Source organism: Vibrio sp. Isolate33, assembly GCF_022397895.1.
Taxonomy (GTDB): Bacteria; Pseudomonadota; Gammaproteobacteria; order Enterobacterales; family Vibrionaceae; genus Vibrio; species Vibrio pomeroyi.
Map to the genome: position 1 here is coordinate 186,839 of NZ_JAKEUP010000004.1, position 15,306 is coordinate 202,144.

At 44.5% G+C, this 15,306-nt stretch carries 14 protein-coding genes; 9 read left to right on the plus strand and 5 right to left on the minus strand.

The window, feature by feature from the left end:
• Window positions 1-178: 178 nt before the first annotated feature.
• The 6 genes from L1D37_RS09490 (at window position 179) to L1D37_RS09515 (ending at window position 8,009) form a co-directional block, all read left to right on the plus strand.
• Window positions 179-754 carry a porin family protein gene (locus tag L1D37_RS09490; protein WP_239847734.1) on the plus strand — a complete coding sequence of 192 codons (576 nt, stop codon included), beginning with the start codon at window positions 179-181 and terminating at the stop codon, window positions 752-754.
• Between the two features lie 132 nt (window positions 755-886).
• The gene (locus L1D37_RS09495; RefSeq protein ID WP_017629818.1) at window positions 887-1,300 is read left to right on the plus strand and encodes a VOC family protein; all 414 of its coding nucleotides are present in this window, start codon (window positions 887-889) and stop codon (window positions 1,298-1,300) included.
• A 198-nt stretch (window positions 1,301-1,498) separates the two neighbouring features.
• A complete protein-coding gene (sbcD, locus tag L1D37_RS09500; protein WP_239847735.1) occupies window positions 1,499-2,752 on the plus strand; it encodes an exonuclease subunit SbcD in 1,254 nt (417 codons plus the stop codon).
• Window positions 2,753-2,757: 5 nt separating this feature from the next.
• Complete coding sequence (locus L1D37_RS09505; protein ID WP_239847736.1) at window positions 2,758-6,474, plus strand: SbcC/MukB-like Walker B domain-containing protein; 3,717 nt, start codon at window positions 2,758-2,760, stop codon at window positions 6,472-6,474.
• Window positions 6,475-6,829: 355 nt separating this feature from the next.
• On the plus strand, window positions 6,830-6,970 hold the full coding sequence (locus L1D37_RS09510; protein WP_239847737.1) for a DUF2256 domain-containing protein: 141 nt from the start codon (window positions 6,830-6,832) through the stop codon (window positions 6,968-6,970).
• Between the two features lie 151 nt (window positions 6,971-7,121).
• Entirely contained in the window at window positions 7,122-8,009 is an 888-nt protein-coding gene (locus L1D37_RS09515; RefSeq protein ID WP_345779432.1) for a PA4780 family RIO1-like protein kinase, read from the plus strand.
• 92 nt (window positions 8,010-8,101) lie between these two features.
• Here L1D37_RS09515 and L1D37_RS09520 read toward each other — a convergent pair whose 3' ends face one another.
• The 4 genes from L1D37_RS09520 to L1D37_RS09535 all read right to left on the minus strand — a co-directional run bounded on the left by L1D37_RS09520 (window position 8,102) and on the right by L1D37_RS09535 (window position 12,376).
• Window positions 8,102-8,842, minus strand: a complete 741-nt coding sequence (locus tag L1D37_RS09520; RefSeq protein ID WP_239847739.1) for an SDR family oxidoreductase — start codon at window positions 8,840-8,842, stop codon at window positions 8,102-8,104.
• Complete coding sequence (locus L1D37_RS09525; protein WP_239847740.1) at window positions 8,842-10,401, minus strand: cryptochrome/photolyase family protein; 1,560 nt, start codon at window positions 10,399-10,401, stop codon at window positions 8,842-8,844. The genes L1D37_RS09520 and L1D37_RS09525 overlap by 1 nt, the downstream gene beginning before the upstream one ends.
• The gene (locus tag L1D37_RS09530; protein WP_239847741.1) at window positions 10,398-11,759 is read right to left on the minus strand and encodes a DASH family cryptochrome; all 1,362 of its coding nucleotides are present in this window, start codon (window positions 11,757-11,759) and stop codon (window positions 10,398-10,400) included. The genes L1D37_RS09525 and L1D37_RS09530 overlap by 4 nt, the downstream gene beginning before the upstream one ends.
• A 194-nt stretch (window positions 11,760-11,953) precedes the next feature.
• Window positions 11,954-12,376 (minus strand): universal stress protein, encoded by a 423-nt coding sequence (locus tag L1D37_RS09535; RefSeq protein WP_017632938.1) that lies wholly within the window; start codon window positions 12,374-12,376, stop codon window positions 11,954-11,956.
• 235 nt (window positions 12,377-12,611) lie between these two features.
• Here L1D37_RS09535 and L1D37_RS09540 point away from each other — a divergent pair, with 235 nt between their 5' ends.
• The 3 genes from L1D37_RS09540 (at window position 12,612) to L1D37_RS09550 (ending at window position 14,488) form a co-directional block, all read left to right on the plus strand.
• The gene (locus L1D37_RS09540) at window positions 12,612-13,748 is read left to right on the plus strand and encodes a PcfJ domain-containing protein (protein WP_239847742.1); all 1,137 of its coding nucleotides are present in this window, start codon (window positions 12,612-12,614) and stop codon (window positions 13,746-13,748) included.
• A gap of 30 nt (window positions 13,749-13,778) precedes the next feature.
• Window positions 13,779-13,937 (plus strand): hypothetical protein, encoded by a 159-nt coding sequence (locus L1D37_RS09545; protein WP_239847825.1) that lies wholly within the window; start codon window positions 13,779-13,781, stop codon window positions 13,935-13,937.
• 77 nt (window positions 13,938-14,014) lie between these two features.
• Window positions 14,015-14,488, plus strand: coding sequence for a GNAT family N-acetyltransferase (locus L1D37_RS09550; RefSeq protein WP_239847743.1), 474 nt, complete (start codon window positions 14,015-14,017; stop codon window positions 14,486-14,488).
• 21 nt (window positions 14,489-14,509) lie between these two features.
• Here L1D37_RS09550 and L1D37_RS09555 read toward each other — a convergent pair whose 3' ends face one another.
• On the minus strand, window positions 14,510-15,295 hold the full coding sequence (locus L1D37_RS09555; protein ID WP_239847744.1) for a 4'-phosphopantetheinyl transferase superfamily protein: 786 nt from the start codon (window positions 15,293-15,295) through the stop codon (window positions 14,510-14,512).
• Window positions 15,296-15,306: the final 11 nt, after the last annotated feature.

The window sequence follows — 15,306 nt, forward strand, 5'->3', positions numbered from 1 at the left end:
TGAACACAAAATGTTGTGATAGTTTCTCATTCACTCCGTAAATGAACAGTGTTTTATTATTCACTTGGAGTTGTTTATTTAATTTATTTTAAACAGTAACGCAACCTGTGGAATAGTGTCGGATAACTATCAGCGGTTGGTTAACGTTACTGTAGGACAAACTAAAAAGGGTATTTTCATGCTTAAATCAACATTTCTATTGGGCCTAGTTGGCTTGGTTTCACTTCCTACTTTTGCTGCTGGTATTGAAGGTGGTCCATACATTGGTGCTGGCCTTGGTGTATATCAAGATTCAGACACTGACGGCGCAGGCAGTTTAGACGCTGAAAGCATGGGATACAGCCTTTACGGTGGTTACCAATTTAACCGTATCGTTGGTATTGAGCTTGGTTATACAGATTACGCTGATTACGAGTCATATGATACTAAGGTATTCTCACCAACATCGTTTTCTGTGGCAGCAAACCTAGGCTACACCTTCGATAACTCAATTCGTCCGTTTGTGTTGGCGGGCTTGAGCTACGTTGACCTTAACTCAAAGGATTCGAGCTATATTGATGATTCTGGTGCCGGTTTTCACTTCGGTGTTGGTGTTGAATACACGCCAGTAGAAAACCTGACACTTCGTCTGATCTCGCAAGCAGATGCCGTAAACATTGAAAATTTCGCTTATGTTAATGGCAATAAAGTACGTCTGAGCAGCAGAGATGTGGCATTTAGCACAGTAACACTGGGTGCTTCATACAACTTCTAATTACTTAACAAGTGAATCTCAGAAATGGCCCATGTTGTCTAGTGATTACGTGGGCTTTTTTATGGCTCAATAGTTTCGTAAATATCGTCATGATGTGTAGAATCCTATTTTTGCCAAAGTCGAGAAATACAGATGTCTGAACTGATCCAACAACAAATCGGAAATATCGCGTTAGTCGTAGAGAACTATGATGATGCGATCGAGTTCTATACCAAGAAACTTCAATTCACTCTGATCGAAGACACCAATCTAGGTGGCGGAAAACGTTGGGTACAGGTATCTCCTCCGAATTCAAACGGAACGAACTTATTACTGGCTCAAGCAAGTAATGAAGAGCAGAAACAGTCCGTGGGTAACCAAACGGGTGGTCGTGTTTTTCTGTTTCTACAGACTAATGACTTTTGGCGTGACTATGAGCTGATGAAAACAAATGGCGTTGTATTCAATGAAGAGCCACGAGTAGAAGAGTACGGGACTGTGGTTGTGTTCCAAGATCTCTACGGCAACAAGTGGGACTTACTTCAACTAAATCGCCCAAACCATTAAGCTTTAACTTAGCTAGATTTACACATCAAAACCGCTCTAACCTTGAGCGGTTTTTTTATATAACAAACAACGTTCAATGAAGTGTTGAACACAGAGCCTACAAAGCCTGAAATTAGTTGGTTTTCACAAGCTTATAAAAGGGAAATATCTGAGCTATTTTGGTAGATTATGAGTATTACCGACTTCCAGTGAGCAGCAATGAAGATTCTTCACACGTCCGATTGGCACCTTGGCCAAAACTTCTACAATAAAAGCCGTAAGAATGAACACGAGCGGTTTTTACAATGGTTACTTGAGCAAGTTACTGAGCACAACATCGACGCGATTATTGTTGCTGGCGATATTTTCGATACCAGTACGCCGCCAAGTTATGCGCGTGAGATGTATAACAAGTTTGTTGTCGACTCGAATAAGATTGGCTGCCAATTGGTGCTATTAGGTGGAAACCATGACTCGGTGTCTGTGTTGAAAGAGACACAGCAATTACTGAAGTACATGGGTGCTGATGTCATCCCAAATACCAACAAAGATCATGCGACACAGGTTGTCGAGCTCAAAGGTAAAACGGGTGATGTAGAAGCCTTGGTGTGTGCCATTCCATTTATTCGTCCTCGCGATGTGTTGACCAGTCAAGCTGGTGTGTCTGGTGTTGAGCGCCAAAAACAGTTGGGTGATGCCATTAAGCAGCATTATCAAAGTGTTTACGATGCGGCTGTCGCAAAGCGTGCGACGTTTGAAAACAGCGAAAACATGCCAATCATCGCGACCGGTCACCTAACCGCAATGGGGGTTCAACAGTCAGATTCCGTGCGCGATATTTATGTTGGTAACCTCGATGGTTTTGCTGCTGATGGTTTCCCTGATGCTGATTACATTGCACTTGGTCATATTCACCGCCCACAAGTCGTGGCGAAGCGTGAATACATTCGTTATTCCGGCTCTCCAATTCCACTCAGCTTTGATGAGCTTAAGTCTCAGAAACAGGTCTGTGTGGTCGAATTTGTAGAAGGCGAGCGCACCATTTCTCAACTGGCTGTCCCGACGTTCCAACCGCTTGCTGAGATCAAAGGCGACTTGAGTGAAATTGAATCTCAACTGAACCAATACATTGGCTCAGATGGGGAACTGAGTGTTTGGTTGTCGATTGAAGTTCAAGCGCAAGATTACCTTTCAGATCTCCAAGAACGCATGCGTGCCTTGACTGAAGGTTTGAACGTAGAAGTGTTGCAACTTCGCAGAGCGAGAGAACGTCGAAATCAAGCTTTAGAGCAAGAGTCAGCAGAAACGCTGTCTGAACTGAGCCCTATGGATGTGTTTACTAAGCGTATTGCCTTAGAAGAGTTTGAAACTGACTCTGAAAAAGCACGTTTAGAGCGAATGACGGTGAAGTTTAAACAAGTCATGGTTGAAGTGTCTGAAAGCGCTCAAGTAACAAACAAAGTAGAAGAGTAACGAGTATGAAGATTTTAAGCCTAGAATTTGAAAACCTAAACTCTTTGAAAGGGCGTTGGAAACTCGATTTTACCCAATCGCCGTTTGCAGAAAATGGTCTGTTTGCCATTACAGGTCCAACTGGGGCGGGTAAAACCACCATTCTCGATGCGATCTGTTTAGCGTTATTCCACCGTACGCCGCGTTTGAAGAGTATTGCGAAAGGCAATAACGAACTGATGACGCGCGGCACTGGCGAATGTTTTGCTGAACTTGAATTTGAAGTTCAAGGTAAAACCTACCGTTCTAACTTCCATCAAAAACGTGCCCGCGGTAAACACGATGGCGCATTGCAAACACCGACTTGTGAATTTGCGGATGCCGATACCGATAAAGTCTTAGAAACCATGTTAACCAAGAAGACCAAGCTAGTTGAACAGGTAACGGGTTTGGACTTTTCACGCTTTACTAAATCGATCATGTTGTCTCAAGGCGAATTTGCTGCATTCCTAAATGCTAATGCAAATGATCGTGCTGAGCTGTTAGAAGAGCTAACGGGTACCGAAGTTTATAGCCTGATTTCAGAGCGTATTTACGATCACTTTAAATCGAGCGAAGAAGCACTGAACCACCTGAAAGCGAAAGCCGAGGGTGTGAGCTTATTGTCTGAAGAGCAAATTCAAGAACTCACAGCAGAACGTGACACCCTTGAAGCCGAACAAAAGCGTTTCGCCGAGCAACTCAAAGAGTGGCAAGCCCACCTGAGTTGGTGGAAAGACGTGACCAAAGCGCAACACACGATTGCGACGAGCGAGCACGACTTAAAAACAGCGCAAGATGAATTGCAAGATAACCAAGCATCGTTGGCACGCTTGGCAAATAGCGAACCAGCTGAAAAACTGCGCCCGCTGCATAAAGATTTAAAGCGTTGCGAGCAAGAGGTAAGTACCACTCAAGCTAACCTAAATAACAGCACTAAATTACTGGCAGTTCGTGACGCGGAGAAACAAGACGCACAAGCTAAGCTGACTCACAGCAGCGACGCTGTTCAGAAGATAAAAACTGAACAACAAGATCAAGAGAAGATCATTGAGCAGGTTCGTCCGCTAGATAACCAAATTGCAGTGCTTAAAGAAAAGCAATCTGCTGCAGTTAATTCAGCGAATGCACTCAATGAGCAACACTCGCAGCAGCTTAATCATCAGCTTGTATTAACGCAGCAGATCGATGAGTTGAAACAGCAAGAAAAGCTAAGCTCTGATTACTTAACAGCCCACCCAGCTGACCAACAGTTAGAAAAATACTTAGGTCAGTGGCAAGCCAAGCTCGAGCAAGTTCGTGCCTTAGAGCGTCAGCATTCAGAGCAGTTAAACTCGGCTAAGCAAGCTTTGTCGGCTCTTGATACTCAGCAAGCGGTTATCAAAAGTGCGCAACAAGCCAAAGCAACACAAGACCAAACCTTAGCTGAATTGGTTGTGACAGAAAACACTACCAAGCAGCAATGGGAAGCCTTACAAGGCAATACCAGTGAGCAGGTGTTACATACTCAAAAAGAGTTGTTGGAGTTCTGGAATCGCAACACTCACTCGTTACTGGAAATTAATCGTAGTTTTTTAAACGCCCAGCAGCAGCTTGGGGCTAAAACTCAAGCGCATCAAATTAATACTCAGCAAGCTGATAAGCTATCGAAAGAGCGCGAAGTGTTGGTCGAGCGATACAAAGAGAAAGAGACATCGCTTGAACGCTTAACCCTGTTGATTGCGCAAGAAGGGGAACTGGCAAAATACCGAGCAGCTCTAGAGTCTGGATCTGAGTGCCCATTGTGTGGTTCAACAGACCATTCGATTGAGCAGTCGCAAGACATTGCAAACTTGGTTGCTCAACAAGAGCGTGAAAAGCATGAGTTAGCAATTATCAAGAAAGACGGTCAAGAGCATCGTCAACAGCTGGATTCTCTGGCTCCTATGGTTACCGCGCTTAACGACGATATTCAGCGCGCTCAAGCGGACATTCAACAAGCTCAATTGAACTGGCAAGGCATAATTGACAAGCTTCAACAGAGTTTGTTTGATTTCCCTAACACAGCCCCAGAGTTGGCATTGTTAACGGTTAACGATTTAGGTAATGAAGCTGCGGTGATGACATTTGCTGAGCAATGTGAGTTTCAACTTAATCAAACCTTGCAACAGTTGAAGGCACTCGTCGACGCTAAAACGGTGTTTGCTGAAGCCGAGAAACAGCGTTTATCGGCGAGCATGACGGCAGAAAAAGCACAAGCAAACTTAGATCTGGCCGAGCAACGCTTCGCTGATCTCAACAAGCAAAACCAAAGTGTAAACGAGCAGATAAACCACACGGCTCAACAGAAAGATCAGCAATGGAACTCGCTAAAAGAGAGTATTGTTGATACCTCTATCGAAGCACCTGAACTCGAACACATTGACGCTTGGTTCACTGAAAAGCTCCAAACATCAAACACATGGATGCAAACCAAGCAGCAACACGCCGAACTAGAGAAGCAACTGATTACTCAATGTGCTGAGCAAAAAACGTTGGATGACAAGCTAAGCAGTGCGCAGAAAGAGCTGGATACGCTGACAAAAGAGAGCGAATCGTTAGCGGCGGAACTGGCTCGCATCGGTTCGGAAAGGGTGCAGTTGTTCGGTGAGCAAGACATTCAAACTGCCAGTAATGTAATGAAGCAGAAAGTGACGGATGCAGTAACGGCATTTGATGCTGCTCAGCTGGTTGTTAATCGTTGTGAACTGGAACATCGAACTGAACAAACCAAACACACTGGTTTCTCTGATGAGTTAGTGAGCAAGCAATCAAGCCACACGCAAGCAACGACTGCTTGGCTAGAAGCTTTACAAGCGAGCCCATTCGAAGCTGAAGTTGATTTTGAAGCTGCGTTGTTAGACGAAGAAGTTCGTGTTCAACTGCAAAACCTTAAAAAGTCGTTAGACGAGGCGGTTGTTAGCGCACAAGCAAGGTTAAACACCGCAAAAGCAGCTCAAGCGGAGCTACAAAACCACGACAACGCGCAAACATGGAAAGAGCAAGACCAACAGCAAGTCGAAGAAGCAACGACGGAATGCCAAAACGCCCAACAAAGCCATGCGACCAAAATCGGTGCGATTTCTGCCAACCTTGAAACGGATCGTCAGAATCGCAGTAACCAGCAAGACTTGTTCAAACAAATCTCTGAACAACAAGTTGAGTTTGATGACATCTCTCGCCTGAACTCGTTAATTGGTTCTAAGAATGGCGACAAATTCCGTAAGTTTGCACAGGGGCTAACTCTGGAAAACTTGGTGTATTTGGCCAACAAGCAACTTCAGCGTTTGCACGGTCGTTATGAGTTAAAACGTAAAGCCGACGATGGCTTAGAGCTGCAAGTATTGGATACTTGGCAGGGCGATGTGATGCGTGATACCAAAACGCTATCAGGCGGCGAAAGCTTCTTGGTGAGTTTGGCGTTGGCATTAGCACTTTCTGATCTTGTGAGTTACAAAACCAGTATTGATTCTCTGTTCTTGGATGAAGGTTTCGGCACGCTTGATAGCGACACATTAGACATCGCACTTAACGCGCTCGATAACCTGAATGCGTCTGGCAAGATGATTGGTGTTATCAGCCACGTTGAAGCACTAAAAGAGCGAGTTCCCGTTCAACTGAAAGTGACGAAACACTCTGGTCTTGGTGTCAGTGAGATGGAGAAGCAGTACAAAGTTGTTGCGTAGATTCTAGGCATGTTATTCAGCCCAGATACAGAGATAGATTAAGCAGATCCCCGACTCAGTCGTTCCTCCTTCTCGAGGATGACGGAGTCGGGAGTTGTCATCAATCACTACTCACTTAAGTCAGGAACGACTAGAATAACCGCCGCCATTCCCTATAGCGAGGAATGAGTGTTATAGGGAATCTAGGTTTGTTCGTGTTACTTCCGTCATTCCCCAAAGTGAGGAACGAGCGTAATAGCGACTTAGGTTTGTTGGTATTACCTTCGTCATTCCCTAAAGTGAGGAACGAGCGTAATAGGGAATCTCGCTGTTTAGCATGTTGAATGGAGAAAACCCTACACAGAAGGAGCCGCGCATGCACAAGAAAACACACCTCCCAACGAAGACATGTCCTGTTTGCAACAAACCTTTCTCGTGGCGTAAAAAGTGGCAGCGCTGCTGGGATGAAGTTATCTATTGCTCTGAACGGTGTCGTCGTCATAAACTTAAGCCTTGACAAGATCCTTCCACATAGAATCCTACTTTCGTAACTCCAAATTGAAGTACTCCTTTTGTTTCTGTTTCATTTAATAAGTCTTTAATCGCTTATCCCTTCATTTCTTAAGTTTATATTTCTATCTGTAAGATAAGTGATGTATAAAGGCGGCATGAAGATACCTAAAAGAATAAAGCCTTTAGTTGACGATGGTTTAGTCGACGAGGTGACAAGCCAACTTATGAGTGGCAAGGAAGCATCGGTGTACATTGTACGCTGCGGCGATACGATCCGTTGTGCCAAGGTATATAAGGAAATTAGCCAGCGTAGCTTTAAAAAAGCCACGGCATACCGAGAAGGCCGAAAGGTGCGTAATAGCCGCCGAGCAAGAGCGATGGAAAAGGGCTCTGGTTTTGGTCGCGAGCAACAAGAAAAGGTGTGGCAAAGCGCTGAAGTGGATGCTCTATATAAGTTAGCAGAGGCGGGCGTTCGTGTACCTGTCCCATATGGTTGCTTTGACGGTGTGTTACTCATGGAGCTGGTTACGGACGACGAAGGTTACGTGGCTCCACGACTCAATGATGTTATGATGTCACCTGAGCAAGCGATCGAAGATCACGCAGTGATGATGACTTACGTGGTTAAGATGCTGTGTGTCGGTTTGATCCATGGTGACTTGTCTGAATTCAACGTATTAGTTGACGAATATGGGCCAGTGATTATCGATCTGCCACAAGCGGTTGATGCTTCGGCGAACAACAATGCCGAGTGGATGCTGACTCGTGATATCAATAACATTCGTGATTATTACGCACAGTTTGCTCCTGAGTTGGCAAAAACTGAGTATGCAAAGGAAATGTGGGCTCTCTACGAAAAAGGCGACCTTAAGCCAGACAGCAAGTTAACTGGTGAGTTTACAGAAAGTGATGCTTTGGCAGACATCGATGCGATTATGCATGAGATAGACGCGGCCAGAATTGAAGAGCAACACCGACGTGAACGTGCTAAAGAAGAGAAAGACGGCGTGAACGAGAGTAAGTTTAACTGGGCTGAATCTTAAGCTTTGAATTATTCTCGGTCTTAATCCATCACTTCCAAAAACAAATTAACCCAACAGAACAACTGCTCTGTTGGGTTTTCTTTTATTCATTCTTACCAAGCCAGTTGTTCACCATCGTATGCGTAAAAATGCCCACTTTGTTCTGGTGTCGCAGTGCGAATAATATCAACCAATTGATGTGCGACATAACTCGATTCAAACAGCTTTCCTTGCGGGACATTATTTTGAAAAGGCTTTGATAGAGCGGTATCGGTTGTGCCAGGGTGCAGTGCTAACACCGTGCCTTTTTTGAGTGTTCGCTGCCATTCAATCGACATAGTTTTTATGAACATGTTAAGCGCGGCTTTGGATGAACGATAGCTATACCAACCGCCTAATCTGTTATCTGAAATACTGCCTACTTTTGCTGATACCACGGCAAATTTTGGATTATCGCTGGCTTTAAGAATGGGAGTGAAGTGCTTAGCCAATAGCAAGCTAGGTAGGGTATTGACGGAGATGTTTTTCAAAAAGAACTCTGGATCGATCGACGACAGATTCTTTTCTGGCCCTAAGTCTGGCGTGTGCAGCATACCGACGCAGTTTATTAACCAATCCAATCTTTCGAATTGCGTGCTGAGCTCTTTTATATCGACTTCGCTAGTCGCATCGACTTGGTGCCAATGTAGCCGGTGATCTTCCAGTTCAGGTTGTTGTGAGTGATAAGTGGCGTCGACATGTACATCGAGAAAATCAAAGCGAGACAGCTCAGACAATAGGTGCTTAACCACGGCGAAACCTATGCCGCCGCTACCACCAATAACCAATATGTGTAATCTGAGTTGCTCCACCATTATAAGTCCTCCAAGTTAGTCAGTCGTTGTTCTGCAGTATCAAGTATTGCTTGCTGGTCTTGTTCGTCCATGTTGTCCCAAGAGCGATACAACATCCCCATTCGAGGGTTGCGGTTTAATGCTTCACGGTGTTGATTCATAAAACGCCAATACAAGCTATTGAATGGACACGAGCTTTCACCACTACGTTCTTTAATCTGATAGTGACAGCCTTTGCAGTAGTCACTCATGCGATTAATGTACGAACCGCTGGCAGAGTATGGTTTGGTTCCTACGATCCCGCCATCCGCAAACAGTGCCATACCTCGCGTATTTGGCATTTCGACCCATTCAATGGCATCAACGTAAATGCCAAGGTACCAACTGTCGACTTGGTCGGGTGCTATGCCCGTGATTAAGCAGAAGTTGCCCGTGACCATGAGCCTTTGAATATGATGCGCGTAAGCAAACTCCAATGACTGACCAATCGCGTGCTTCATGCAGTTCATTTTGGTTTGACCATCCCAGAAGTAATGCGGCAATTGACGGTCGGCGGCATAGTGGTTTTTGTTGGCGTACGCAGGCATGTTGGCCCAATACACCGCACGTATGTATTCACGCCACCCCAGAATTTGACGCACGAAGCCTTCGACTTGTGCAATATCGATAGTTGCAGCGTTTACCTTGGAAGATGCTTGGTAGGCGGAGAGTGCAGCATCAATGACTTCTTTGGGGCTAAGAAGTTTGCTGTTCAACGAGAACGAAATGCGGCTGTGATACAAACTCCATTTCGAGTCGTGTTCTGTGGTCATCGCATCTTGAAAGTGTCCAAACAACGGCAGACAAACTTGGCAGAAGTGGGCGAGTAAAGACAAGCTTTGCGCGCGATTGACTGGCCATAATAACTGGTTACCCACTTGTCCTATGGTTTCTACTTGATGGCGTTCGATCCTTTCTAAGATAGAGGAGATATCGTTAGCAAACATCAAAGGTTGGGGTAGGTTGTCAATGTCTTGCTTCTTAAGCTTCTTACGGTTGTTTGCGTCGTAGTTCCATTTACCGCCGACCGGTTTTCCGTCTTCTAATAGAATGTTGAAACGCTTTCTCATTCGACGATAGAAGTGCTCCATCATGATGTGTTTGTCTTTCGGAAACTGCTGTTCAATTTCGTCAAACGGGAACAGGAAGTGCTCTGAATCGCAGCAACCTTTGATCGCTTTGGTTAGTTTGAGCTGGTTCAACTGCTGTAACAGGCGGTATTCGTCGGGCCTTTGGTATTCGAACTTTTCAGCGTCAAACTCATGTGTGTAGTGCTGTAGCAATGCATCGAGGTTATTGAATTGTGCCGTGTCATCCAAGGTTAGGTGTAATACTTGATGGCCGCGTTGTGTCAGTTCCTCAGCGAAGTAGCCCATAGCAGAGAAGAACGCAGCGACTTTCTGTACGTGTGACGCGACGTAGTCTGTCTCTTGCTTGAGCTCTGCGATGATGTAGATAACGTCATCGTTAACTTGCGTGAACCAAGAGTGCTCAATGTTGAGCTGGTCACCTAAGATAAGGCGCACGGTTTTGTATTTCATATTACGTCCTGGTATCTAGGTGAGGCTGAAGCTTCGTCTTCACGGTGCCATTTGTTGATAAATGTATGCTCTGGGTCATACATCTCTGTCTGCTTAACTAAATCAAAATGGCGTGATTTAGGTTGCGGTTGATTGGCACTGGCTTGCTTGTTGGCGTGACTGTTTGATTGAGAGTTGAGTGCCCTGGCAATGTATGCCCAGTTACCCCAGTTTGATGCTACGTCGTAGTCTATAAGCTGGCTCTCGAAGTAAGCTGCGCCATGTCGCCAATCGATCCCTAATTCATAAATCAAACAGCTCGCGACAAGCTGTCTTCCTCGATTAGACATATAACCTGTGGCGTTAAGTTGGCGCATACAGGCATCGACAATTGGGTAGTTGGTGTTGCCACTTTTCCATTTGGTGAAACAGAGGTTTGAAGTTGTTGAGGTGTACTGATTCTCGGGTTCATTGTTTGTCCCAAACAGTGACGATCCTAGCGATAAGCCATTCCAATAGAAGTACTCACGCCATAACAACTCAAAGTAGATCCAATAAGTCGAGTCGTTTGCTCCGTGGTGCGCTTCAAACTCTTTTAAATGGCGATAGATTGTTTTCGGCGAAACACAGCCTAGAGCCAACCAAGGCGAGAATTTAGTTGAGTTTTCAATGCCATCAAACGCATTCCGAGTCTGTTTGTAAGAGCGAGCATAGCTTTGTGAAAAATAGCGTTTTAGATGCGCCAAACCTGCTGTTTCGCCACCCAGATATACCGAAGAGAGAGGACTCTCAGTTAAGACCTCAGACTCGTCCTGTAGAGATGCGGGAGCTGGTGGAAGGTCGGAAACGACCGTTTCAGGAGTATCAATGTCCATGTGTTCAACTTGCATTCTGAACTTGCTAAACGAACGCGGAAGTTTTGATAACTCAAACGGCAATTCATCTTGCTCAAACAAGGTGGAGTGATGCGACAAACTCGATATTAAATTTGGGTGTTTATCTAACAACTTGTTCGTTAGAGATCGTTCGTCATAACCACAATGCACGCTTGAGAAGAAGTGTGTGACGTTTTGTGAAGCAATGACATGACTGAACGTTTGAATGGTTGTATAAGGCTCCAGTCGGTTCTGACTTAGAAGAAGCAGCTTCTGTCCAAGGCTTTCTAAATTCGCAGCAAGATTGGCTATGGATTGTGATACGAAATCACGACGGCGGGAACCGTATTCAAGCTCTTGGGCGAAGTCTGCGGAGAATTGCGACAGGTTAGGTCCGACAATTATGCAGATGAGTTCATCGACACTCTGTGCTGCATGATGGAGTAACAGGTTGTCTTTGATTCTTAAGTCATTTGTAAACAGATAGAGTCCAATCTTTTTCATTGCTTACACTCGTTATTTTTTAATTATTAGACGCTTACGAGTTGGTAGGCTGACAAGATCACAAATGATTCCAGCGAGGGAATGATAGTTAGAACGGGTTTAAGGAGATGATTTAATAAGGGTAGGATCAGCCAACCAATAATACCGATAGAGGTTGGCAAGACAGGATGTTTATAGGCGCTTTGTTAAAGCCTCTATTCCATAGGAACGACAAGAATATCGATAGGAGAGGTGTCGATGATCTGTTTCGAATGGGAAATAAGCTTATGCCAAAAATCGTGGTGGTGACCGCACATCAATAGATCGACGTTGTTTGCTTCGATGGTATTCTTTAGTTTATCGTTCAAATCGCCCGTACCCACGAAAATATGCTTGATAGGGTGCTTTGCATAAGCCTCAAACTCTTTCAGATGATTAACTGCATCTTCATTGATGGGTAAATCACCGTCGTTTCCTTGTATATCAACGAGTTCAGGATAAATTTCACCATGAGTACCGTCGATATAAACAAACGAAATACCCGCATCGAGTTTATCGGCGAAGAAAGCCGCTCTATCAATAAGTACTTTGGTGTCTTCAGATAGTTCAACGGCGACTAGAATATGTCGGTATTCCATAATTTAAGCCTTTTATTGTGGGTTATGTATCAAGCATAGTTTTTGCTGGCACAAATGATATCGAAGAGGTCTCATATTGCGCAAAATCATCATTCAAAGATCTTCTAAGTACCCTCGTATTTATATCGCTTTGATTGATAAGAAATTTACAAAAGGTTGTTATAGTGGTTCGAGCGGTAGCTTATGCTAGGAGATAGGCTCGACAGTTCAACGCGCCATTAACGAAGAGGTATCAATGACAGCATTACTTACCATTCCCACTCGAACACTCGGCTTTGATTACGATATTGAGATCAGTGATTGGTCGCAAAAGCTCGTGGGCTTTCATGTGTTTGAAGATGGTAGACGTCCGCTCGATGGTGGCATTGGGTTAAGTCTCAACCTCGTGGAGCAGTTTGATGTTAATGGGCGCTGGTTAGAATCCTTGCCTGCTCGTTATCGTGAAATCACAGATGACTTTCCCGAGTATCAGTATCAAATGCTATGGTTGGCTGCGAACACCTATGAAGCGGCGCAACTGCTTGAATTAAGACCCGTTATCTTGGCGCTGATTTGCATGAAATACAGTGTCGATAATCAGAAAGCATTAGAGCTGAGCCGTTTAGGACAAAAGAAGATCTTAGCCAAGTTGGGTTTAGACAGCAGCAAAGCGACGCTGAAATTTATCGATAAGCTAGAACTCCACTACAACGTTGGCGATGAGCTCGATCACATCGTTCGAATTCTCGAGCCATTGCAAAGGCGCGTTCTTAAGTTTAAGCACTACTCAAAGGTTGGCTACACAGCACTGCGTTTAGATCAAGTACACCCATTTTTGACAGGCAGTCGACTCGGTATTGCGATGGTTGAAGAGGGTAGACTTAATGCTCCATCGAAGATGGCGATGTTTCAAGATGCAATTTTGTTAGGGCAGGATTTAGAAATCGATGATCCTCTGCGTTCGATTACCAGCCAAAACTCATTCGCGATGTTTGAGCAGCTGCATGATAGATGGACGGAACAGCGTCAACTGCGTCGTTTAGAAGGCAGTCGCCCAGTAGACATGGATATTCCTTATCCTGTACCTCTGCTTGGTAATGACAACATCCATCCAATTACCGATTATTACGACCTCGAGAAAGAGGGCATCGAGCAAAAACACTGTATAGGCGTGTACCATAACAGAATCATGAGCGACCGCTATGTGGTGTTTAGAGTATTGAAACCTCAGCGTTTAACCATAGGTTTACGCCGTGTGCCGAGCAAAGTATTTCCGTTTGAAATTGACCAAATCTGTGGCAAAAGGAATGCACCGCCGTCTGAGTCAGCCCTGCAAGTTATCCATGATTGGTTAGAAACGAGCAAGCAAAAGTACCCTAATTTATCGTCGTGAATAAGTTATCGTCATGAATAAGCAATCGTCGTGAAGTTGAAGGAAATTAGTATTTATCAGCAAGGCGATTTATGCCCTCATTGTGGTTTGATTATTGTGATGCCAACTGACTTACAGGCCGAATGCTTAGGCTGTGGAGAAGAGATTAATCAAGACGCAGACTATGATCATTACGAGGAAGAAGAGTAGTTATATCCGTCTTCTGTCCCTACATCAAAAGTCATGATTTACTATCCATTTATCCAGTATTTGAAAAGGAATTTTGAATGCAGAAAGTCGTCTTCAGACAATGTGATCAACACTCACCATACTGGCAACAGCTCGAGCGCCTTTTTCAAAGTGAATGGGCGGACTTTGAGTTTAAAACTGCCTATCCAGAGCCAGAGCAATCAAAACCCGACAATATTCAATTACCACCCGTACTCGTAGTGCTTCGCGAAAATGTCGTGATTGGCGGTTTGGCGTATTCCCATTTCCAAGAACCTCATCAAGTAAGGGATGTGGTGTGGATCAATGCCGTTTATGTGGATGAGCAATGGCGCGGTCAGGGTATTGCGAGTGAGTTGATCAAGCGTGCGGTCAAGCAAATGCCAGGCTTCTATCAATCTGCAACGTCGCAAGATTCAACGTCGAATCTTTACGCCTACACTAACATCCCATCTTTGTATCTCTCCCTTGGTTGGTTAACCGTCGAGATTGAAACCGACCCCGATCATCAGGTAATGAGCATTCCTATTTAAGTTGGTTAAGCAGCGTAATTGCTATTTATCGAGTTGGGAATAACACACGGTTAAATACGCTTGCTGTTGTTCTAAGTACCTGTATTGGCAGGTTACTATCCTCAAGTTACTTCTTGCTACACTGTCACTTATAATGCTACGAGTTGGCAAAGCGACTTGTTGTGATAATGCAAACTTAACGATGTCTTTATCTATCGCGATCAGTGTTGCTGAGCCAAAATCCAAGCCGTTAGTCACAAATCGAGCCAATGCTTTATAGATGGCTTCCTTAGCCGAGAATAACAATGTCACAGCTTCTGAATGAGTCATCCCAAACTTCAGCATAAGCTCTATCTCATCAACGTTTGCCACCATGTTTCCGATATCACGACATACGTTATTTGCTATTAGGTGTTGAATATCAATCCCGATGCTTTCTCTGTTTGAATTGCGAGAAGGTAAAACCGCGATACAAGCCAAGTCTTCACTGTGGGAAATCGAACCCACGATGCCTGAAGGCAACGTTGGGCTTCGATCGATGTTTGGCTCAAGCCTGTGATGCGCAAAGCCGAGTTGTAGTAACTCCTTCGAGACCAAATAACGCCCTGCAAAGTATTCGGCCTTCCTTTTGTCGACCGAATGAGTAATTGCGATGGGGCAGTACACGTTAGTGATATCAAATAGCTTGTCATTGAAGTGCCGCTGATCAAAATGCGCGATATGGATATCGCTCTTTTTATCTTTGAATTCCAAGTTTGTTTTAAAACTGAATTCATCGACCACAAAAGGATGATCTAGTGGTAATGGGTGAAAGGTGTTGTTCTTCATTGGCTTAACCA